The sequence below is a fragment of the Candidatus Desulfofervidus auxilii genome (genome assembly GCF_001577525.1).
In the GTDB taxonomy this organism is placed as follows: domain Bacteria; phylum Desulfobacterota; class Desulfofervidia; order Desulfofervidales; family Desulfofervidaceae; genus Desulfofervidus; species Desulfofervidus auxilii.
Map to the genome: position 1 here is coordinate 2,385,679 of NZ_CP013015.1, position 22,618 is coordinate 2,408,296.

Here is a 22,618-nt window from a genome sequence, read left to right on the forward strand (position 1 = left end):
AGTTTGACGATTGTCTTAAAGGGTTTATAATAAAAATAAATGCGAGTGATCCTTTTTTCTGGAAAAGGCGGAGTAGGAAAGACCACCCTGGCGGCAGCTACGGGCATTAAAATTGCCAAAAGGGGAAAACGCACCTTAGTTATGTCTTTGGACCCTGCACATAGTCTAAGTGATGCCTTTGACCTGAAACATGGCCTCATGGAGAGAAATAAAGGTAAACCTTTAAAAATTACTAAAAATCTTTATATCCAGGAACTAGATGTCCATGAGGAGTTAAAAAAACACTGGGGAGAGATCCATAAATATCTTTCGCTCCTTTTAAATGTCTCGGGGTTTGAGGAAGTATTGGCAGAAGAGTTGGCTATTTTACCAGGTATGGAAGAAGTGAGCGCCCTTTTATACCTTAACCATTATTATCGTCAAAAGACTTATGATGTGATTATTCTTGACTGTGCCCCTACGGGTGAATCTATACGTTTCGCTAGTATTCCTACAGCTTTAGAGTGGTATATGAAAAAAATTTTTAAATTGGAAAGAAGGGTAGTGAGATATATGAGGCCTTTTACGAAGCGTCTGAGCGACATTCCCTTACCAGAAGAACCTTATTTTGATGCTATTGAAAAACTCTTTCAACGCCTTGAAGGGGTAGACCGTTTGTTAACCAATCCAGAAGTTACTACCGTGAGGTTAGTTACCAACCCAGAGAGAATGGTGATAAAAGAGACACAAAGGGCTTATCTCTATTTTAATCTTTATCAAATTTGCACCGATGCAGTTATAATTAACCGGATTATCCCAGAGGATATTGAAGAATCCTTTATTTCTTCTCTTCAAAAATGGCAGAGAGAGTATATCCGTCTTGCTGAAAATTATTTTTCTCCTATTCCCATATTTCATGTATTCCTCTCTTGTGATGAAATGGTTGGTTATGAAAAACTTTCTCATTTAGCAGAGACAGTTTATGCTGAGAAAAATCCTGCTTTGATATTTTATCAACAAAAGCCTTATGAGTTTTTAAAAGAGAATAACCAATATATGTTACGCCTTTACCTACCTTTTATTACTAAAGGAGAGATCGAGCTTACTAAAAGCAATGGCGAACTTATTGTTAGGATAGGGAGTTTCAAAAGACATATTCTTTTGCCTCGGTCTTTTGCCCTTGCTCATCCAGAGAGGGCAAAGATTAAAGACAAAGTGCTTACTATCAATTTTAAAGGAGGAGAAAATGGCTGAAAAAAAGGAAAAAAAAGAAGAAGTAATTTGTCCATTATGCCTTTTTATGAGAAGCCTTTCAGAAAAGCAAAAGCAGTATCAACAGTTTTTTGAGCATTTAAATAAGGCGAGAATAGAAGTCCTTGAGGCATTTAAATCTTTGATTGAGGGAAGGATTGAAGAGATAAAAAAGGAAAAGAAAAAAGTGGAAAAGATAAAAGTAGAAAGCTAGATGCCCAAGCAAATTTATCTTATCGATGGAAGTTCCTATATTTACCGTGCTTATCATGCCTTAACCCCTCTTTCTAATTCCCGAGGATTTCCCACTCATGCCATTTATGGCGTTACCAATATGATTTTGAAGATACTGAGAGAAAAAAAACCTGATTATATAGCGGTAGTCTTTGATGCTAAAGGCCCTACTTTCAGACATAAAGAAAGTCCTACTTACAAGGCAAATCGTCCCACTATGCCTGAAGATCTTTCTCAGCAAATACCCTACATAAAAAAAATCATCCAGGCCCTGGGTATTACTTTTTTAGAAAAAGAAGGATATGAGGCAGATGATATTATAGCCACTTTATGTAAACAATTTGCCCATCAAGATGTAGAAATTGTTTTAGTTTCAGGAGATAAGGATTTGTGGCAATTGCTTTCTTCTAAAACAAAATTGTGGGATTCCATGCGAGATAAAATTTTGGAAGAAAGAGACATTTTGGGAAAATACAAATTACCACCCTCACGCTTAAAAGAAGTTATGGCCCTTACTGGAGACAAAATAGATAATATTCCTGGGGTGCCAAAGGTAGGAGAAAAAACCGCTATTAAGCTTATTCAAGAATTCGGTTCTTTAGACAATCTTTTAGCCAATATAGAAAAAGTCAAGTCTCGCCTATTAAGGGAAAATTTACTCCAATATAAAAATCAAGTTTTAACTAATTTAAAGTTGGTCAGCCTTGATGAGAATGTTCCATTAAATCTGAGACTGCAACACTTATCTCCTCAACCAATAGATAGAGAAACTTTGATAAAATTATTTACTGAACTGGACTTCAAAAAGCTCCTGAGGGAGCTTTTACCTGAACCATCTTTAGCAGAAGTGAAATATGAGTGCGTGTTAGATAAACCAACCTTAAATAGGATGATAGAGAGGCTAAAAACCAAAAAGAGTGTTGCTTTAGAAGTCCAGACTACAGAAAGAGACCCTATCTCGTCTGAACTGGTGGGCATTTCATTTTGCTGTGAACCAGGTGAGGCTTGGTATATTCCTCTAAAGCACTTTTATCTGGGTGTGCCTTCCCAGTTACCTTTAAAAGAAGTCTTAGAAGGATTAAGAGAGATTTTAGAAGATGGAACATTCTTGAAAGTAGGACAAGAAATAAAACATACCCTTTTGGTTCTCCGAAGGTATGGGGTTGAGCTTAAGGGTGTCTATTTTGATACTATGGTAGCGGCTTATGTTTTACAACCTGGACAGACAAGTTATAATTTAGAAGAATTGGCTCAAACCTACCTGAAAGTGAGAAAGAAGAGTTATAAGGAGCTAGTATCTAAGGATCGTAAACCAATAACTTTCTCACAAGTTCCATTAGAAAAAGCTAAAAATTATGCCTGTGAAAAGATAGATATAATTTTAAGATTAAAACACATTCTAGCTGAAAAAATAGAAGCCTCTTCTCAAAAAGCGTTATTTCAGAATATAGAACTACCTTTGATTCCCGTTTTAGCGGATATGCAGTGGTGGGGGGTGAAAATAGATAGTAATTACCTAAGGAGGCTTTCTAATATCTTTAGTGATAGATTGCGGAATTTAGAAAGACGCATCTTTAAGCTGGCCGGAGAAGAATTCAATATTAGTTCCCCTGCCCAATTGCGGCATATTTTGTTTGAAAAATTGAAATTACCTGTGATCAAGAAAACAAGAGGTAAAACAGGTTATTCTACAGATGCTGAAGTCTTAAATAGTCTAGCCGTTATTCATCCTTTACCTCAAGAAGTAATTAATTATAGAAATCTGATGAAGCTTAAATCGGGCTATATAGATGCCTTACCTAAAATGGTTAATCCTAAAACAGGGCGTATCCATACTTCCTATAATCAAACGGTCACGGCTACAGGACGTTTGAGTAGTAGTGAACCCAATTTACAGAATATTCCAACACGGGGGGAAGATGGAAAAAGTATTCGCTGTGCCTTTATCCCTGAGACAGGTTGGCTTTATTTAGCAGCAGATTACTCTCAGATTGAATTAAGACTTCTTGCTCATTTTTCAGATGATGTTGCTTTAATAGAGGCGTTTCACCGCGGAGAGGACATTCATTCCCGCACAGCTTCTGAGATATTTCAAGTTAAACCCCAATTAGTTACACCAGATATGCGACGACAGGCTAAAGTAATCAACTTTGGCATTATTTATGGAATGAGTCCTTATGGTCTTTCTAAAGAATTAGGTATTGATGTAGCCACAGCTAAAAAATATATTGAGGAATATTTTGCCCGTTATCCTGGAGTTAATGAATATATTGAAAATAGCCTTAATAAGGCCAGAAAAAACGGCTATGTTGAGACTTTTTTTAAGCATAAACGTTTCATTCCTCAAATAAACAGCAAAAATAGTATCCTACGTAAATTTGCTGAAAGGGTAGCGATTAATACTCCTATTCAGGGCACAGCAGCAGAAATAATAAAGTTAGCCATGATTCATCTATGGCAGGTTATTAAAGAAAGGCATTTAAAGACAAAAATGATTATGCAAGTTCATGATGAGCTTATTTTTGAACTACCTCCTCAAGAAGAGCAAACTTTAAAATCATTAGTTAAAGATATTATGGAAGGGGTAGTGAATTTAAAAGTGCCCTTAAAAGTCAACATTAAAATAGGAAAGAACTGGGCTGAGGTAAGTTAAAATGCTCTTTTATTTTTCCACAATAAATACAATTTCCCCTTTTTCGGTAAAACCCATAGTGTGCCGAATAATGGTTTTAAGATAAACAGGGTCGGTTTGGATACGTTTAATTTGTTTTTTTAATTTTTGGTTTTCAGTAACTAACCGTTGATTTTGGGCATGAATATTCTGATAGGTTTTTTGAAGGGAAATAAAATCTAAATAGCCATTTTTGCCAAATAAAAGCAAAATTATAGAAAAAACTAAAGTAATTATGATGAAAAAAAACTCCTTCCGCATAATTTTTTAATATAACATGTATTTTTTATAAAAAGCAAGTCCAAATTTTACCCAAAATCCTTGTTTGTCCTACAAGAAACCCCGTAAGCCTGTCTGCCCCCGCCTGCCTGTCGGGCAGGGAACAGGCAGGTATGCTATAATAAAGCGATTTTGAGAAATACCTTTCACCTAAAAGGTGAAAATACACTCACGGGGGTAAGAACAGGCTATTGAGGATATAAGAGAGATTAAAGTAGATGAAGGCTTAAGGGAATTATATTGTAACGTCCGCACGTTTGATATAGATGCGACGGGTATTTCAGGACAAAAGAAGGAAGCAGAGATGACCTGCAGCCAGAAACCTGGAGTTTATAAAGCAGTGTGAAAGGCAGATGTCTAAAGGCAACCTGTCTGCCCCTGCCGGCAGGCGGGGACAGGCAGGAAAGAAGATGAATGGAGGCCATACGAAAATAGACATATTGCCGAGACAGTACATTGCATGGAAAAGACAAATCAGGCATTTAGGCTAATTGTGGTAAGGAGACCCTATCAGCCAAGGCTACGCCGTAAGATATGGATATTTTGCTGTGATAGTTCATAAAGAATCTTTGTTTATTAAAGGGAATTATTTTAAGAAAGGAGAGCTGCGTCTTAAATAGGTCATTTTTCGCTTAATTTAAGAGTTATTGTAAGTATTTACTTTCCTGCGGCAGACAGCTTAGATGAAAATTTCTACCTTTCTCTCCTAATTTTTTCTCATTTTCTTGTTTAAATACCCTTATCCCCAAATCAATCGCGGATTTTGGCGGGCAGTGGCTGTTTTGGGCTCTAAGGTAGCCGAGGAACTCTTTCCTAATGAATCTCCCATTGGGAGCATATCCTTATTGATTAGAAGGCTCTCTGTGCAGGTAATAGGGGTCTTGGGGGAAAGGGGTGGGGCTATAGGGAGGAAATATTTGGACGATAGGATTGTCATACCTATTACAACATTAATGAGGAGAATCCTAAATGAAGAAAGGTATATAACCCTAATCCGTGTAAGGACTTCTGCCCCCTTAAAGGAAACAGCAGAAAATATAAGGGCACTTCTTCGAAGAAACCATGGCCTTTCAGGAAGCAAGCCCGATGACTTTAGGATTAGGACAGCAGAAGAGGTATTGAAATATCTAATGGTAGTCTCAGGTACACTCATTATATTCTTGGGGACTTCTGGGGTAATATGCCTTCTTGTTGGCGGCTTTATCTTGGCAAATCTATTTTATCTCTCTATAAATGAAAGAAGAAAGGAGATCGGCATAAAAAGGGCATTTGGGACCAGGGAAAAGGATATCTTCAGATTCTTTCTCTTAGAGATAGTGGTTACTACTATATTTGGAGGAATTTTGGGGATACTATTGGCACTTATAGGGGGATTTGTCTTAGAACATTTTGGGAATATCCCTATGGTCTTCTCTTATAAGGTATGGTCAATTGTATTTATATTGAGTCTCTTAGTAGGCCTTATCTCAGGCATGAGGCTAGCTATGAGGGCAGCCAAGATTGCCCCCATTTTGGCAATAAGAGGTTGAGAGAGAATATCTTAATCAAGGTAGCCTGGCAACACCTCACCCTCCACAAAAGGAGGACCCCCCTTTCACTTTTAGGCATTCTATTTGGCATTTTGGCCTTGGTAGCGGTAGGAAACGTCTCTTTGGCAATGAAAAGGAGGATGGAGATAGAACTGAATAAGTTTGGGCCAAATCTCGTTATAGTCCGTGCAGGGGTAGTCTATGTCCACGGTCGTTCCCAAAGGCAATTCTCCTTTGCAAAGACGCTAAGAGATGTTAAGGCTATAAGGCATTCTATCTTGGGGATAGATATAGCCATCCCCCTCTCTGAAAAGGAGTTTTCTATAAGGTATAAACAAAATAAGACAACAGCCAGGCTTATAGGAGCAGGCCCAAAGATCTTTGAGTTGAGGAACCTGGGGCTCTTAAAAGGAAAATTCTATTCAGAAGGGGATGAAAGACTTGCCCCAAGGAATGTAGTCTTGGGGTATAAGGTTTGGTAGACCCTATTTTCTGGAGGGGATGCAATTGATAAGACTATATTGATCCGTCGTGTGCCTTGTAAGGTAATTGGCATCCTAGAGAAAAAGGGGGTTGACCTAGCAGGTGAGGATCAGGATAGCGTAATTTATACCCCACTTAATACCATGATGAGGCGTTTTTTAAATGTAGACTATTTCTCTACTATCCTCATTAAGGCAAAGGAGAAGAAAAATATTGCCAATATCAAAGAAGAGACAGAAAGGCTTTTAAGGAAAAGGCACAAAATAGGGCCTGGGGCAAAGATGACTTTACTGTCTATACCCTTTCTGAGATGACAAAAAAGAAAGAGGAGGGCCTAAAACTGGTTTCTCTCTTGAGTAAGATGGCAGCAACTATATCCTTTTCCATAGGGGTCTTAGGCATCTTTGCCATGATGCTCCTCTCTGTATCAGAAAGGAAGAGGGAGATTGGGATAAAGAGGGCAGTAGGTGCAAAAAGGAGGGATATCCTGATTCAATTTTTGGGTGAGTCACTCTTTATCTCCCTTTTTGGTGGAATAGGAGGGGTAGTATTGGGAATTATAATTAGCCTTATTATAATTATCTCTGGACTACCCTTGGTGATAAACCCAATACACCTTGCCCTAGCATTTTTTATCAGTATTTCCTTAGGGGTCTTATCAGGCCTATATCCTGCCTACCTTGCCACATCCATAGAACCACTAGAGGTCCTAAAGGCCTAGCTTACAGGTAAAGTAACCTTAAAATACCATAAATAATAAGGAGAGGTACTCCAGTTAAAGGTATTAAGGTCAGTATTTGCAGGCACTACTAGTACATAGCCCCAGTAATCACCAGGCAGTAATGATGCTACATCCCCTGTAAAGATGACTTGGTCTAGAGGTTCAACTTGTTCTGTCCTCCAAGGCACAATAGATGCTAAATCAGTGAAAAGTACTAAGTTATTATTGCTGTCAAAGAGATAGATATTCCCATCAGGAAGGGCAATAGCTACATAGATATCCACTGGTCCTGAAAAGGTAGGAAGGGCTACCCTTACTGTGGCAGTACCTGTAGTCATGTCCCCAAAGGAGAATGGCCTTGCTAAAAATGGATCTTTGTTTATGACAGGTGCAGTGACGGGGTCATAATAGATAAAATTAGGGCTATTAGGCACAGGCATCTGGTAACCAGGGATGCCCCCTACCCTAAGGGATGGGTCTCCAAAGAGGACAAATTTCTGGAACATAAAGAACTTTGCTACAGGATACCAGTATCGTATCCGTTCAAGCGTTGTCTCATCTTCGTTTATTTTTATCTCCTCGTCCCACCACTCCGGCACTGTCTTAGCGGCATGTTCATTGTAATACTTAATTACTGCCTCCCTCCACATATCCCCTATTAATCTGTACCCATGTGTATATGCCTCAAATAGCCATTTTCCTAAATCATATTGGGGATCCTGAGAGGCACGACTGCAGGCATAATAGGCAATGGCACCACAATGAGGACATTCACAAATCAAAAACTCAGGATAGGAACCCTCTCTCTCTTCATCCTGTATAGTAGCAGGTTGTGGTGGCCAGCTATAACAATCGAAATGCTCACCTGCTTTAAAGCCTGCGTGTGAAATCCCATAAATATCTTTATACCCATCAAACATCAAAGAACTTGGGCCAAATTCACCTGCAAGGCATCCACCATGAAAGACTATGGGAAACATAGGCTTATTTTGATCCTCTTGGACTTTCTGCCAGTCCCTAGTCCGTTGTCCCATCCTCCCAGGACCATGGTCCATAAAATAAAGAAATCCTATCCCCTCTTGAAGCCCGGCTCTTATATCATCATCACCAGGCTCTTCATGTGTTATAACTAATTCTGTATCAAATCCAGCCGATTGCATAATATCGAACGTCTGTTCGCCTGCATCTACCCAATCGTCTCTTTCATCGCTTGCAATAACTAATGCCCTTTTAAACCAATCACTATTCCAAGCACATGACTCATATGCAATTACCTTATCTACATAGTTTTCTACCTGCTCAACAGTAGAGGCAGGCACCCTGCCCACAGCTACATCTGGGATATAGTCAATCCCCTCTGGATTTAAGTTATCCCTATATATCTCTCCAAAATAATCATTGCCATTGCTGTCCCATGTCTCAAATTGTCCACTACTGTCATAAAGGTCTGCATAATAGAGGTCTGTCAGTGTAAAGTTATTAACAAAGGCACTCATCCCATCATGCCAATCCCCACCATTGCACCAATTCCAGCCCCAATCAGGGTTATTTAAATATTCTGTCATAAATGGCTTGCCTTCTTCATAGGCCCTAAATGTATACCTTACAGGTAATTTCTCTGAGTCCCCTACCAGCATGACATAGCGCACCCCATGCTCCCGATAATAATAGTCAATGCTATACTTTATCCTCTCTGCATTATCCCTTCCATAGGTAAGCCTTTCCCAGCTCACTATATAAGTAGGGATGCCCGTACTATTTTTCCAATCCACAAGGCGCTGTAAAGGATTCCAGAATTCCTCAGCAGTGACTATAAGTAAGGCACCTGAAATAGTATTCCATGGGGCATCAAAATAAAGCCCCTTTTTTCCATAATAAGAAAAAACCACACCTCCACCCCCTGCCCATGCCCCTGGTGAGTAGACAATCCTAGGGGCTACATCCTCTGGCCAGGATGTGACATCCTGATCATTTACCTCTGTGATATCATGCCAATTCAATGGGTCTGATTGTGATGTCCAGGCCCAATAGGCCCTCCGGTAGGTGGCTTCTTCATCGTATATATAGACCATATTTATATATTGATTTGGATAACCTTTATAATATTTGATATCAGCTATATATTCATCAATATATACATGCTGTGAGATGTCAGTATAAGAAGGGAGATACTGTTCAGAGATATAACACATTTGTAAATCTATTCGACGTGGGACTTGAGCACCACCCCTATCCACATTATACAATATCCAGGCACCAGAATTATCCACATTGGCAGCCGCCACCCTTGGGTCATATTTTGGATAGTTATCATGCTTTAATTCTTGCTGCGTCCAAGTTGATCCCCAATCACTAGATTTCAATAGATAAATGGCACTGCCTGTAGCTGTATGACCACTGTAAGCAACATAGAGATTATTAGGAGGCCCCCAGGCTATACTTGCCCTTTTGCCTTCAGCCTCTGTCCAATCAAAGGTTTGACTATAACATTGAGATATCTCTTCTTTACACCCATCAGCACCACAAACTAGGGAGGATCGAAAAATCCTTATTTTCTTTCTACCAGTCCCAGCATCTTCTAACCAGACAACATAAAAGGTCGGAGGCTTGAAAGTAACATCAAAACTGCTCTCTATAATAGGGGTATCACTTAGTCGGTGTCCTGAAAAGTTCCAATAGCTTAAATAATATTGATGCATATAGAGATATCCTTCCCCATCAAGATGGAAGACCTTAAGTTCATTTCTATCTTCATCCACAATCAGTTTCAGCCTTAGGATGTTTGAAGGAATAGTTTGTGTTCCTACCCATGGATTGGTTATAGGATTCATCTCAGTCCAGCTAAATCCATGGTCTTTTGATTGATAAATGCGAATCTTATCCTCTCCCTCTACCTGAAAGGCCACAAACATAGTGCCATCCATGGCATAATCCACATCAAAGCAATTTATAGTACCCTCTGTCCAGATAGGGATATCAGGCCCCCAAGCAAGGGCACTGATGCTATAAATAGACAAACAGACCATAAAAATTAGCCCAATTTTTTTAAGATTAAATTTCTTCATTGCCTTCCCTTCCAATAATTATCAAGCTTAATATTGTTTTATATCAAAAGTTTAAAAAAATCAATATTTATCTTTACCCAACCTGTTCCCTAGTTTAGCACGCCGTTTTCCGTTTCACTTCGCACCCTTTGGGCTTACGGCTTTGACAGTGCTTTGCAGCGTGCTCCTGAAAAATTAAGGTTGGCGAGAAAGAAAAAAACTTTTTCCTTTCAACCAACCCTACTTTTATCACTGTCACCTAAAAGATGAAACAACCAATACCAAAGGTTTATAAAGAGTGCTCGCCCGCCTGCCTGCCTGTCGTCAGACACGGCCGTCAGGCAGGCCCGCCTGCCGTCAGACAGGGGAATAGTCTCATTAGGAGATACTTTTACAAGTTCGGTTTTAATTATGATTTTTCCACGTATTGTTAAAATTATGGGCAAATCCTCCTGCTAACCGGCCCAAAGATTCCATTTTTTGTGCCTCCATTAATTGCTGTTGGGTTGATTCCAGTTCTTTGTAAGCTAGTTGTAAAGAATTATTTTTTTCTATAAGCATTTGTTTAGCCACCCGGAGTTCTTCGATTGTTTTCTTTATATCAGAATAAAGTCCTTTAGGTTTGTTAAATATACTTTCTAAAATCCCGGCAATAAATCCACAAGTGAAATAACATACTGGAGAGTGCCGACGTCCATATTTGGCTAACTAAGCAGTGACATAATAGGAAGAGATTGCTTTGGCTATTCCACCTTGTTCATTAAGACCACTCAAGTCTAATTTCCCAAATCCAAAGGCATAATACATTTGTGAAGTAGCCTGTAATTTATCTGCTATAGTTTTTAGATAATCAGAGAAAGCCTGGAGATAAACTTCTTCAGTGGTTTTGATGAATAAGCCTAATCCATCTTTTTGAGAGCAATCTGTGTTGTAGGAAAAGTCAATATCTGCTCTTCCCAAAATCCTAGTTGATTTTTAGGAGAGGATTTACTACTTCGTGTTCATATTTCACTTGACATATTAATTGCTTAGTGCTAAAGATTGAACAAGGAGGGGATAATGGCAGAAACAAAGTTAAATTTTTTAGGTTTTTTAAGTAACTTATTAGAAGGTAAATTGGTAAAGGGAATAATAAGTTTGCGTGCCTTGGATGTTAACTCGGGGAAGGTTGCTTATTCATTGGTTGTTTCAAAAGATAATATTACTGAGTTGGTTCCTGATTTTCCAGCTATGCCTGCCAATGGAGGTAAAGTAGTTTCTAGGTTTACTTTAAACAGTTCTCCTTTAGTCCCTGTAGCCGTGGTATTGAGACCTTGTGAAATAAGGGCCTTAATAGAATTGGTAAAATTAAACCAGGCCCATCTTGAAAATATCTTGATAATAGGGATGGAGTGTGGCGGTGTTTATCCTTATCAAAGTTTAATTACTAAGCAAGACATAGACAATCTGTTATCGGAATACAGAGAATCTTTGAAAAAAGGTGAAAATCCAGCAGGGATTAGGCCTGTATGTGCAGGCTGTACAGATTTTCGTCCTGTATTGGCCGATGTGATAGTTTCACAGATAGGGAGAGATCAACCAGTGCTTTTTTTTCCTACAGAAAAAGGCAAAGAGGTTGCCCAGACTTTAGGATTAACTTTAGTAGAGGAAATGATATACACCCCTGTTTCTGATGCCCTTTTGAAAAAAAGACAGGAAGAAAAAGAAAATATGGTTAAGAAAATAAAAGAAGAAATAAACGGTCTTGAAGGACTGGTTAAAATTTTTGATAACTGCATTGCTTGTCATTGTTGTTCTCATGTTTGCCCTATTTGTTATTGTAAGGATTGCTTTTTTGAATCTGCCACCTTTGATTATAGGCCTACGGATTACTACGCTGTGCTTCAGGATAAAGGCACTTTAAAATTACCTATGGATACTCTGCTGTTTCACTTAGGCAGAATGACGCATATGGCTACATCTTGTGTAGCTTGTGGGATGTGTGAAGATGTATGTCCTGTCAATATTCCTGTAGCCAGGATATTTAAGACAGTAGGCAGTGAGCTTCAGCAACTATTTGATTACCTTCCTGGTAGAGACCTGGAAGAGACATTACCGCTCACTACTTATAAACCAGAGGAATTTCAAGAAGTGGAAACATAGGGGGTAAATATGGCTGAATTTAAACCCAATATAGTGAGTTTTCTTTGTAATTGGTGTAGTTATACTGCGGCTGATTTGGCAGGGGTAAGCAGACTTAAATATCCTCCTTACATAAAAGTCATCCGGGTGATGTGTTCTAGTAGAGTGGATCCGGTATTCATTTTGAAATCTCTTTTAGATGGGGCTGATGGTGTGTTAGTTGGAGGTTGCCATCCTGGAGATTGTCACTATCAAAAGGGAAATTACTATGCCAGAAGGAAAATAGCTTTAGTTAAACAATTATTAAAAACCTTGAACCTAGAACCTGAAAGGGTGAGACTTTCTTGGATAGGGGCATCTGAAGGTCCAAGGTTTGCCGAGGTTTGCACCGAATTTACAGAAGAAATTCAAAAATTGGGCCCTAATTCTGCCAAACAAGAAATCTTCTTGTGAGGAGGCAAGTATGGAAAGCACTGTGCTCATATATGGAACAAGCCTTGCGGGTTACAGATTGGCCTATGCTTTAGGGAAAATGGGGTATAAGAGTATTATCCTTAATAGGGGTAGTTATGTAGACCAGTATAAAAATCAAGTATTATCTCAACTACCGCTTGATTTCTGCTGGATATGCGGGGCCATGCCTCAAAGGCTTTTTATTGGCTTAGGGGCCTTGCAAGTATTTTATAATGCAGAAATTTTAAAGGTCTCTGGTGAGCCTGGAAACTTTAAAGTAAAGGTTAAAAAGAAAGACCAATATGTAAACAACTTGGCTTGCACAGAGTGTGAGGCTTGTATTGAAGCTTGTCCGGTAGAAGTCACTGAAAATGGAGAGAAAAGAAAGGCCATTTATGTTATACCCAAAATAGGCTGGGAAAACATATTTATGATTGACGACGAACATTGCACCAAGTGTGGAGAATGTGAAAAGGTATGTCCTACAGGCTGTTTAAAAATAGATAGACCAGAGGAGATATTAGAAATAAATGTAGGGGCGATTGTATTGGCTCCTGAATTTGAAGAACCTTCTCAAAAAGACCTAGCCCCGTTTGGATATGGCAAATTAGCTAATGTGGTAAAATCATGTGATTTAGCCAGAAAATCATTATTGACCAATTTTATTAAGAATTCTTTAAAGCGGCCTTCTGATGGTAAACTTCCTGAAAAGATAGCTATTGTGGTAACACCTCAATACAATCAAGGAATGGAGTATGAACCTTATAATTGTAGCATATCTGCTATTTATAGAGCATGTAAGATAAAAGAACTTTTGTCAGAAGCAGAAGTGAGTGTGTTTTTACGAGAGTTTAAAGGTGTAGGAAAGAGGCATTATCGCTGGTATAAAAAGGCGTTGGATAAAGGTATAAACATTGTTAGGGCAGAATCACTGGGAATAGAAGATGCCCCAAAAGAGAATTTGACAGTCAAATATGCATTAGGTGGACAGAAAAAAGAGTTAGAGGCAGAATTAGTTATTCTTATTACGGGTCAGAAACCACCAACTTTGATGGAAAGGCTTTCTGAGATTACTGGGATAGAAGCTGAATCACATGGATTTTGCAAAATACTGCCATTCACCTGTGCTAAAACCACTCAAGAAGGTATCTTTGCTGTAGGTGAATTTACTGGACCAAAGGGCAATCCAGAAACCATTTGGGAAGGTTATGCGGGAGCTATTGAGGTATTAAATTATTTAGCATCTCCTAATTTTTCTCCTCCATCTCCTCCTCCCTTGAGAGATGTAAGAGGCGAAGTACCAAAAATAGGGGTGTTTATTTGTTCGTGTTTTAGCAAATTTAACAATTATATAGATTTAAATGCCTTGGTGGAAAAAGTAAAATGTCTTTCTGGTGTAACTCATGTAGAGATAATAGATGCCTGTTGCACACTCCCTACTATTAAAGAAACAGCAGAAAAGATTAAGGCCTCAGGGGTAAATCGAGTAGTTTTAGCTGTTTGCACACCTTTACAGAAATTGCTTAAGTTCAGAAAGACAGTGATGATGGCAGGGCTTAATCCACTATTAGCCGAATTCCTGAGGTTAAGAGAAGATGTCATCAGAGTTCATCAAGATAAAGAAACCATGTTAGAAAAGGCCCTTGCTCTAATAGCCTCTGGTATAGAAAAGGTAAAGCGTGCTGAAGCTGCGCCACCTCCAGTAGATACATTTGAGGGCAGTGCTTTGGTTATAGGGGGAGGGGTAGCAGGTATGGAAGCAGCTCTTAATCTAGCCAGAAGAAATTTTGCTGTTACTTTGGTAGAAAAAACTGATAAATTGGGTGGTTTGGTAAGAAGCATAAAGCAGGACTTAGAAGGGAATGATATTTCAGATTATGTAAATAAATTGATAAAAGAAGTCAAAGAGAATCCAAATATTACTGTTTATCTAAAGGCAGAGATAAATGATATCTATGGATATGCAGGCCATTATTATGCAGAAATTAAAGATGGAGAAAATAACCTCCATTCTATTCAGGCTGGAATAATAATGCTGGCTACCGGGGCCAAATGGTTTGAACCAAAGGGAATGTTCCTTTATGGAGAAGATGCAAGGGTCCTTACCCAGAGGGAATTAGAAGAAAAATTAGAAAAAGGTGAGATTTCAGCTAAAAAGGTGGTAATGATTCAATGTGTGGGTTCTAGAGATGAAAAACACCCTTATTGTAGCCGGATATGTTGTGCGCAAGCATTAAAAAATGCCTTGGCTCTCAGAGAAAAGGGGATTGAGGTAACCATTCTTTATAGGGATTTAACCCTTTATGGTTTTAAGGAAGATTACTATAAGCAAGCCTTAGAAAGGGGAATAAAGTTTATTCGGTTTAATGAAAAAAGATATCCTGAGGTAAAAATTAGTAATAATCAGTTAGAGGTAGAAGTAGAAAATTTGTCTTTAAATCCCGAGCTTGTAGTGCTAAGTGTAGGGATAGTGCCAGATGAAAATAATAGAAAATTGGCAGAACTTCTAGATTATAAATTAGACAAAGATGGATTTTTTGATACCGATACCAATGCATATCCTTATGAAGAAGCCATTAAAAGGATAATGAAGCCCTTTGAGCTTTCTACCAATGGTATTTTCCCTGTAGGGCTGGCCCATTCTCCTAGAGATTTATCAGGAGCAATACTTACTGCCAAAGATGCCGTAGGTAAGGCCTTAACAGTATTGCCTAAAAAGAAACTGCCAGCCCCAAATGCCATGTTTGTGTCTGCAGTTAAGGAATCAAAATGTGTGGGTTGTGGGATTTGTGTGGAGGTATGTCCATATAATGCTCGTGAAATAGATGAAGAGAAAGGTATAGCAAAGGTAAGACCATTCTTGTGTGATGCTTGTGGTGCCTGTATTGTTGCCTGTCCCAGTGAAGCAGCTTATCTCCGAAGTGCACGGGGTGAAATGATGATAGGAAGTATTGATGCCTTATTAAGGTAGGAGGGAAAAATGGAATTTACACCAAAAATTATCTACTTTCTTTGTGCCTGGTGTGGTAGTGGAGGTTCAGAAACAGCCGCTGCCTATCGGCTTAAATATCCTGAAAATGTCCGTCCTTTCAGGGTAATGTGCACAGGTGCACTAGACCCTGTCTATATTTTGAGGAGTCTTATTGAGGGGGCCGATGGCGTAGTAGTGAGCGGATGTCATCCTGGCGATTGTCATTATAATTTTGGCAATTTTAGGGGAAGAAGGAGGATTGCCATTATAAAAAGAATATTAGATAGCTTAGGATTAGATGGTGAGCGATTGTGGTTGCGCTGGGTAGCGCATGGGGAAGGAAAAAAGATGGTAGATACTGCCAAAGAATTTAATAACTATATAATCCAAAAAGGTGCAAATCCTCTAAGTAATCGTTGGGATACATAAGGAGTTTGCCATGAATACATTAGTAAAAATAGAAGAAGGAAGAAAAAAGGGAATTATTTCTTTTTTAAAATCTCTTTTAGAAAAGGGCATTGTGACCCAGGCATTGGTGCCTATGCGAGTTCCCACTGGGACATCTTTTGCCTATATCCTTACTAAAGATCCTAATATTCTAGAAAATTGTGAACCCATAGCCCCTGTGATGCCTATCCAGGGGGCAAGGATAGTTTCCAAACTGACCAAAAAAGGTCCATTAAAGGGGGTTACGGCCGTTATTTTGCGACCTTGTGAAATAAGGGCCTTAAGAGAATTGGTAAAATTAAACCAGGTTCAGCTTGATGGTTTACTGACCATTAGTTTTGATTGTCCTGGGGTCTTTCCTTTAAAGAGTTATCTTAATGGCCATAGAGAACAGATGGATGAGGTATTTTGGCAGGCTATTGATAAATGTGAACTTGAGGGAGCAAGGCCTGTTTGTTCTATATGTTACCTATTTAGCGGAGAATTGGCTGACCTAGAGATAGGCTTTGGTGGTATCACCTCTGATGCCTTTTCTCTTACTCCTCATTCAGAAATAGGAGAGAAGGCATTGCGTGAGTTAGGCTATGAAGAAGCATCTTTGGAAGGCCGACAAAAATATTTAGCAGCATTAAGAGAAAAGAGGGAGATAAAAAGGAAAAATTTCTTTAAGGAATTTCGCTCTCAAGTAGAAGGTCCAGAAGGGATTATGTCTGTGCTGGCTAATTGTATCAATTGCCATAACTGTATGCGAGTTTGTCCTGTATGTTTTTGTAGAGAATGCTTTTTTGATTCTGAAGCTTTAAAAGTCTCTCCTGAGGATTATATGATGCGGGCCGAAAGAAAAGGTGGGTTAAGATTTATGCCTGATACCTTGCTCTTTCACCTTGGGAGGATGAATCACATGAGTCTTTGTTGTGTATCTTGTGGAATGTGTGAAGATGCCTGTCCTGTCTTTGTGCCAGTAGCCAGGCTTTTTGCTTTAGTGGCAGATGAAACCCAAAATATGTTCCATTATATTCCAGGAAGGGATTTAGAAGAGCCCATACCTTACCTTGATTATCAAGAGGAAGAACTTAAAGAGTATGAGCAGTCTTATATTGAAGAATATGCACCTTGATGTAAGATTCCCTTCATCTCTCCTAGAATTTGCTCATCTCTAAACAGCCTTTGGGCAATAGCCTTAGAAGGACAGGCACAAGCACAGGATCCGCAACCCTTACAAAGGGCCTCGTTAACCCTAACTACTCCCTTTCCTTTATCAAAAGAAATGGCAGCGTAAGGACAAACACTCATACATATTTGACAACCAGTGCACCTTTCTTCATCTACGATGGCGGTGCTTGGTTCAAGTTCTACGTGTCCCCTATCAATTAAGGCCATGGCCTCTGCAGCTGCCCCTCCTGCTTGAGCAACAGTGTCAGGAATATCCTTAGGTCCTTGGCAGGCACCGGCAATAAATACACCATCAGTAAATGTAGAAACTGGAGCTAATTTGGGATGTTTTTCTAAAAACCACCCTTCAGCAGAACACGAGATATTCAAAAGCTTTCTTATTTCCTGAGCATCCTTTTGTGGTTCTAATCCCACAGCGAGAACAACCATATCTACCGGTATCCTTTTTATCTTTCCTAGGAGTGTGTCTTCCACCACAATTACCAACTTACCCAGTTCTTTTTCTTCTTCTGACTCAAAGATATCTGTAACTTCAGCTACTTTTCCCCTCATAAAAATTGTGCCTTCATCCATGATTTTTTTATAGAATTCCTCATATCCTTTTCCTGCAGCCCTTATATCAATATAAAAATTGTATATCTGAGCGCTTGTTCTTTCTCGGACTAAGTGGGCTATCTTCATAGAATACATACAACAAACCTTTGAGCAATATACATTGTAATTTTCATCTCTTGAGCCAACACAATGAATTATGCCTACTCTTCTAGGTTTTGAACCATCCCTCAAAATTACCTCTCCAGAGGTAGGTCCAGAGGCATTTAAAAGCCTTTCAACCTCCAAGGAGGTATATACATTGGGATATTTTTTATAACCATATCTGCTTATTCTGCTGGCATCAAAGGTCTTAAAACCAGTGGTTACGATAATTGTACCTACTTCAATTTCTATTTCTTGCTCTTTCTGGTCAAAATTAATAGCAAATCTCTGTGAGATTTTTTCACAGGCCTCTTTACACTTCTTCTCGCATTTATGGGTCTTAAATTCAATGCAGGTTTGGGGGTCAATGACGGCTGCTAGGGGAACTGCCTGCGGGAAGGGAATATAAATAGGCTTTCTTAAGCCAAGACCTTCATCAAATTCAGAAGGAAATTTTGGCTTTTTATAAATGCAATTTTCCACACAGGCATAACACCCAATGCATTTTTCTTCATCTACATATCTTGGTTTTTTCCTAATCTTAACCTTGAAGTTTCCTACAAATCCACTTACTTCCTTTACTTCAGAGTAAGCCATCAAATGAATGTTGGGATGGTCTTTTACAGCGGTCATTTTGGGTGTCAGGATGCAGGCAGCACAATCTAAAGTAGGGAATGTCTTATCAAATTTGGCCATGTGCCCACCTATGGAAGGTTGTTTTTCCACTAGATAGACTTTTTTCCCTGCATCGGCCAAGACCAAAGAGGCAGTTATACCAGCGATTCCTCCTCCGATTATCAAGACATCAGGATTTACTTTTACTTCCTTTGTCTCAAGAACTTCATGCTCTTTTACCCTGTTCACTGCGGCTGCAATAAGGGCCTTGGCCTTTTCCGTAGCCTCTTTGGGGTCTTCTGTTACCCAGGAAACAAGCTCTCTAATACTGACCATCTGAAAAAGAAATGGATTTAAACCGCCTTCTTGGGTGGCCTTTCTAAAAGTATGTTCATGGAGGTGGGGAGAACAAGAGGCAACGATTATTCTGTTAAGGCCCAGATTTTTAATATCTGTTTTTATCAAATTTTGACCAGGGTCAGAACACATATATTTATATTCCCTGGCTACCGCTACCCCTGGCAATTTTTCTGCAAATTTAGCCACTTCAGCCACATCCACCTTTGCAGCGATATTAATGCCACAATCACACAAATAAACACCTATTTTAATTCCCTCTTTATCCATTTATGCCTCCTTTATTCTATGGCTTCTTCAACTAGTTCGATAATATCTTTGATCCTTAATTTGTTCTCTAAGCCTGTAATTTTTACAGCATCGCTAAACATAGATAGATCTTTGGGACAAGTTATGATAAGGATTTCTGCACCTGTAGCAGTAGCTTCTTTTACTCGGCATTCGGCTGGTCTTTCTCCCTCAACCTTTACTTCCTCCATCCATATCTTACCTCCACCTGCACCACAACAAAGGCTCAAATTCCTGTTTTTAGGCATCTCTATAAACCTCACCCCAAGCATTTTTAAAACATTTCTTGGAGGTTCATAAATGCCATTATATCTACCTAGATAGCAAGGATCGTGATAGGTAACACAGTAATTTAACTTGTTTTTTATTTGAAGTTTTCCTTCTTTTAAAAGTTTCTCAAGGATTTCTGTATAATGATAAACTTCATATTTGGCTCCAAACTCTGGATATTCATTTTTCAATGTATGATAAGTATGGGGGTCTGTGGTAACAATCTTTTTAAATTTGGCCTTTTCTAAAACCTTTATATTCTTTGAAACAAGCATTTCAAAAAGCCCTTCTTCCCCCACTCTCCTTACATCATTCCCGCTGTTTCTCTCCCCATCATAAAGTATCCCAAAATCTATTCCTGCTTTGTTTAAAACTCGGGCAAATTTTTTTGTATTTTCACTTATAATGGGATCATAAGAGGCAAAATCTCCCACAAACCAGAGATATTCTACTTCTTCTTTTCTGGCATCTTTTATTTTGAAATCAAGTCCTTTGGTCCACTTTGCCCTCATTCTATCTGATTGTTTAAGGGAATTTCCTCTTTTAACTAAACTCATTAAGGCATCCTGAAGCCGCTCATCTACTTCTCCTTGCTCTACTAAATACCTTCTTAAATTGACCATAATAGGAATGTGTTCTATTTTTATAGGACACCTTTCCATACAGGCAAAACAGGTCATACAAGACCATAAAGTATCCTTGCTAATAATTTCGCCTGCAAGTTTATCCTCCTTTTGCTGATTCACTGCTTCCCTTAGGTTTAAAATAAACATTCTTGGAGATAAGGGAAATCCTCCCATAGCCGCTGGACAAACTTCATAACATCTTCCACATTTTGTGCAGGCATCCAACTGGAGGAGCTCCTTTTGGGTTAAATCTTTCCAGGTAGTATACCCTGCAGATTCCCCCTCTAAGGCAGGGGGCAATACCCGCCCGGCCTGTTCATCATGAAGGGCAATGGAAAAGAAGTCTAAAATAATATGTCTTGCCTTTGAAAAGGGAATATAGCCAATAAATAAAAAGGCAGAAATGACATGAAACCACCAAAAAGGTTTATAAATTTGTTCAGAGGCAGAACTTGATACACCCAAAGCCTTCAAGAAATAAGCTGTTCCTAATCCTGTAAAGGAATGGGTTTTAAGGGAGGTACAATGCAATAAAATCCTGAAACCTTCAAGGAAAATGCCACCAAGGGCCAAAATAAATATGAATATTACAAAAAGCCAATCCTCAACCAAAAGCTTTGTTAAAGATAGATTTCCTATAATTTTATAATTCAGTCTCTTTGGTTTTATAAATATCCTTCTCACCATGACTAGAAGAATGCCCACTATTACAATTAAGGCCGCTAAATCAGTAAAATATGAAAATACACGGTAGAACCAATTATAAAGAAATTGGGCATTGGGGAAAAAATATTGAAAAAGGAGCTTATCAAACCAAACAATGAGATTTCCTATAAAAAGGAGCAGAAAACCCCAGAAAATAAATAAGTGAAATATGCCTGCATAAGTATCATTTGAAAAAATACTTGCATTTGTTAATGTCTCTTTTATTGCCTTAAAAACTCCTTTTTTAAAAAGAGTTTTAATCTCTATTTTTCTTCCTTTTTTATACTTGGCATATTTTATAAAAAATCCTGTAAAGAAAGCAGCAAGGGAGACAATAGTAAAGGCGATAAAATAAATACTGCCTCCTACCATAAAAATACCCGCCCTCTTTGTAAAATGGGCAGAATGACATTCAATGCAGTTAGGTGAGCTTTCGGTAAACACGTATTTTCCTGTCTTGGCATGACACTTTCCACAGATAATGATTAAGTCGTCTTTTTCAGGCACGCCGATAAAACCAAACTGTTCATCCATTGAGGTCTCATCATTTATCTCAGGATTTCCACCGTGACAGTCTTGGCAATATACTCCTGCTTTTTTATGAATACTCTTTTGAAAGGCGAGTACAGGTGTGGCGTCAACTCCTAAATGACAAGTCAGACAGGTATTATTCTCTGCCTTCAACATAGAAGGAAAGATTAAAACCAGGGATAAAATAAAAATCTTTTTAATCATTTTCTAGCTTTTATTTCTTCCACCAAGGCAGGCACTATATCAAAAATATCCCCTACCACACCATAATGAGCAGTTTGGAAGATAGGGGCATTGGGGTCTGTATTTATAGCAATGATTAAACCCGCATCTTTCATGCCTTCTACATGCTCTGGAGCGCCTGAAATGCCGAGGCTGAGATAAAGCTTGGGCTTGACAGACTTACCTGACCTTCCTACGACCCTGGTTAAAGGTAACCAGCCTTGATCAACCACAGGCCTTGACGCCGCTAAAGCACCTCCCAGTGCCTGAGCAAGTTCTTCTACTACTTCCAGGTTTTCCTGATTTTGAATCCCTCTGCCTACAGCGACAAGGATATTTTCCTTTGTAATATCAATATCTTCTACCTCAGGAATGATAAATCTTTCAAATTTGATTTTTTCCTCTATTTCTGATAGAGAAAGCTCTTCCACCTCTTTTGTCCCTTCTACTTTCCCCTTTTCTGCAGGATAAGAACCTGGCAAAACGAGACACACCCCTTTATTATCCTTGATTTTAACATCTGCCAGAATTTTCCCACCACATATAAGAGAAGTAGCCATTAAATGGCCGTTTTCTGCTTTTACATTCTTGCAGAAGGCCACCATGGGAAAATTTAACTTTAAGGCAACAAAGCCTGCTAAATCCATGCCTATGCTGGTGTGACCAAATAAAATAAGCTCAGGTGCTCTATCTTTTAACACTTGAAACAGGATATTTTGATAAATAAAAGGAGAAACCCCTTCTAATTTTTCATTATCTAAGAGCAATATCTTATCTGCCAAACCAAACTGAGGGACAAATTCTTTTACACCCTTCCCAGCAAGCAATACATGCAAATCACCACCAGTTTTTTCTTTTATTTCCTGAGCCAACCCCAAAATTTCAAATGAGATCTCTTTCACCTCTCCTTGATAAACTTCAGGAAAAACAAATATCTTCATTTTCTCCTCCT

17 protein-coding genes and 1 pseudogene are annotated in these 22,618 nt (G+C 38.8%); 11 read left to right on the plus strand and 7 right to left on the minus strand.

Features of this window, described 5'->3' with window-relative positions:
* The first annotated feature begins 39 nt into the window (after positions 1-39).
* Genes HS1_RS11945 through polA form a run of 3 tightly spaced genes read left to right on the plus strand, consistent with a single transcriptional unit; the run spans position 40 to position 4,117 of the window.
* A complete protein-coding gene (locus HS1_RS11945) occupies positions 40-1,233 on the plus strand; it encodes an ArsA family ATPase (protein ID WP_066065870.1) in 1,194 nt (397 codons plus the stop codon).
* Positions 1,226-1,444: a hypothetical protein gene (locus tag HS1_RS11950; RefSeq protein ID WP_066065872.1), complete on the plus strand. Its 219-nt coding sequence runs from the start codon at positions 1,226-1,228 to the stop codon at positions 1,442-1,444. The genes HS1_RS11945 and HS1_RS11950 overlap by 8 nt, the downstream gene beginning before the upstream one ends.
* Positions 1,445-4,117 (plus strand): DNA polymerase I, encoded by a 2,673-nt coding sequence (gene polA, locus HS1_RS11955; RefSeq protein WP_066065875.1) that lies wholly within the window; start codon positions 1,445-1,447, stop codon positions 4,115-4,117.
* Between the two features lie 9 nt (positions 4,118-4,126).
* On the opposite strand, the gene HS1_RS11960 is transcribed toward polA, so the two are convergent.
* Positions 4,127-4,396, minus strand: coding sequence for an FtsB family cell division protein (locus HS1_RS11960; protein WP_066065878.1), 270 nt, complete (start codon positions 4,394-4,396; stop codon positions 4,127-4,129).
* A gap of 743 nt (positions 4,397-5,139) precedes the next feature.
* On the opposite strand from HS1_RS11960, the gene HS1_RS11965 reads away from it, so the two are divergent.
* The 3 genes and pseudogenes from HS1_RS11965 to HS1_RS11980 all read left to right on the plus strand — a co-directional run bounded on the left by HS1_RS11965 (position 5,140) and on the right by HS1_RS11980 (position 7,147).
* The gene (locus HS1_RS11965) at positions 5,140-5,943 is read left to right on the plus strand and encodes an ABC transporter permease (RefSeq protein WP_082757823.1); all 804 of its coding nucleotides are present in this window, start codon (positions 5,140-5,142) and stop codon (positions 5,941-5,943) included.
* Positions 5,940-6,740 (plus strand): annotated as a pseudogene (locus tag HS1_RS13710) (ABC transporter permease). Before HS1_RS11965 ends, HS1_RS13710 begins: the two are co-directional and overlap by 4 nt.
* The gene (locus HS1_RS11980; protein ID WP_066065891.1) at positions 6,737-7,147 is read left to right on the plus strand and encodes an ABC transporter permease; all 411 of its coding nucleotides are present in this window, start codon (positions 6,737-6,739) and stop codon (positions 7,145-7,147) included. Before HS1_RS13710 ends, HS1_RS11980 begins: the two are co-directional and overlap by 4 nt.
* Here the strand turns inward: HS1_RS11980 and HS1_RS11985 are convergent.
* From HS1_RS11985 to HS1_RS11990, 3 genes are all read right to left on the minus strand, one after another.
* Positions 7,144-10,212: a C25 family cysteine peptidase gene (locus tag HS1_RS11985; RefSeq protein WP_066065894.1), complete on the minus strand. Its 3,069-nt coding sequence runs from the start codon at positions 10,210-10,212 to the stop codon at positions 7,144-7,146. The two genes, HS1_RS11980 and HS1_RS11985, sit on opposite strands and share 4 nt — an antisense overlap.
* A gap of 384 nt (positions 10,213-10,596) precedes the next feature.
* Complete coding sequence (locus HS1_RS13245) at positions 10,597-10,752, minus strand: hypothetical protein (protein ID WP_156469477.1); 156 nt, start codon at positions 10,750-10,752, stop codon at positions 10,597-10,599.
* 147 nt (positions 10,753-10,899) lie between these two features.
* The gene (locus tag HS1_RS11990; RefSeq protein WP_066065899.1) at positions 10,900-11,151 is read right to left on the minus strand and encodes a hypothetical protein; all 252 of its coding nucleotides are present in this window, start codon (positions 11,149-11,151) and stop codon (positions 10,900-10,902) included.
* A 99-nt stretch (positions 11,152-11,250) separates the two neighbouring features.
* On the opposite strand from HS1_RS11990, the gene HS1_RS11995 reads away from it, so the two are divergent.
* Genes HS1_RS11995 through HS1_RS12015 form a run of 5 tightly spaced genes read left to right on the plus strand, consistent with a single transcriptional unit; the run spans position 11,251 to position 17,300 of the window.
* Entirely contained in the window at positions 11,251-12,333 is a 1,083-nt protein-coding gene (locus tag HS1_RS11995) for a Coenzyme F420 hydrogenase/dehydrogenase, beta subunit C-terminal domain (protein WP_066065902.1), read from the plus strand.
* Between the two features lie 9 nt (positions 12,334-12,342).
* Positions 12,343-12,765, plus strand: a complete 423-nt coding sequence (locus HS1_RS12000) for a hydrogenase iron-sulfur subunit (protein WP_066065905.1) — start codon at positions 12,343-12,345, stop codon at positions 12,763-12,765.
* Positions 12,766-12,775: 10 nt separating this feature from the next.
* Positions 12,776-15,736 (plus strand): FAD-dependent oxidoreductase, encoded by a 2,961-nt coding sequence (locus HS1_RS12005; protein ID WP_066065908.1) that lies wholly within the window; start codon positions 12,776-12,778, stop codon positions 15,734-15,736.
* Positions 15,737-15,745: 9 nt separating this feature from the next.
* Positions 15,746-16,165, plus strand: a complete 420-nt coding sequence (locus HS1_RS12010) for a hydrogenase iron-sulfur subunit (RefSeq protein ID WP_066065911.1) — start codon at positions 15,746-15,748, stop codon at positions 16,163-16,165.
* Between the two features lie 10 nt (positions 16,166-16,175).
* A complete protein-coding gene (locus HS1_RS12015) occupies positions 16,176-17,300 on the plus strand; it encodes a hypothetical protein (RefSeq protein ID WP_066065914.1) in 1,125 nt (374 codons plus the stop codon).
* On the opposite strand, the gene HS1_RS12020 is transcribed toward HS1_RS12015, so the two are convergent.
* Genes HS1_RS12020 through HS1_RS12030 form a run of 3 tightly spaced genes read right to left on the minus strand, consistent with a single transcriptional unit; the run spans position 17,276 to position 22,607 of the window.
* Positions 17,276-19,294, minus strand: coding sequence for a CoB--CoM heterodisulfide reductase iron-sulfur subunit A family protein (locus tag HS1_RS12020; protein WP_066065919.1), 2,019 nt, complete (start codon positions 19,292-19,294; stop codon positions 17,276-17,278). The genes HS1_RS12015 and HS1_RS12020 overlap by 25 nt on opposite strands.
* 11 nt (positions 19,295-19,305) lie before the next feature.
* Complete coding sequence (locus HS1_RS12025) at positions 19,306-21,648, minus strand: heterodisulfide reductase-related iron-sulfur binding cluster (RefSeq protein WP_066065922.1); 2,343 nt, start codon at positions 21,646-21,648, stop codon at positions 19,306-19,308.
* Entirely contained in the window at positions 21,645-22,607 is a 963-nt protein-coding gene (locus HS1_RS12030; protein WP_066065925.1) for an electron transfer flavoprotein subunit alpha/FixB family protein, read from the minus strand. Before HS1_RS12030 ends, HS1_RS12025 begins: the two co-directional genes overlap by 4 nt.
* Between the last annotated feature and the right edge of the window lie 11 nt (positions 22,608-22,618).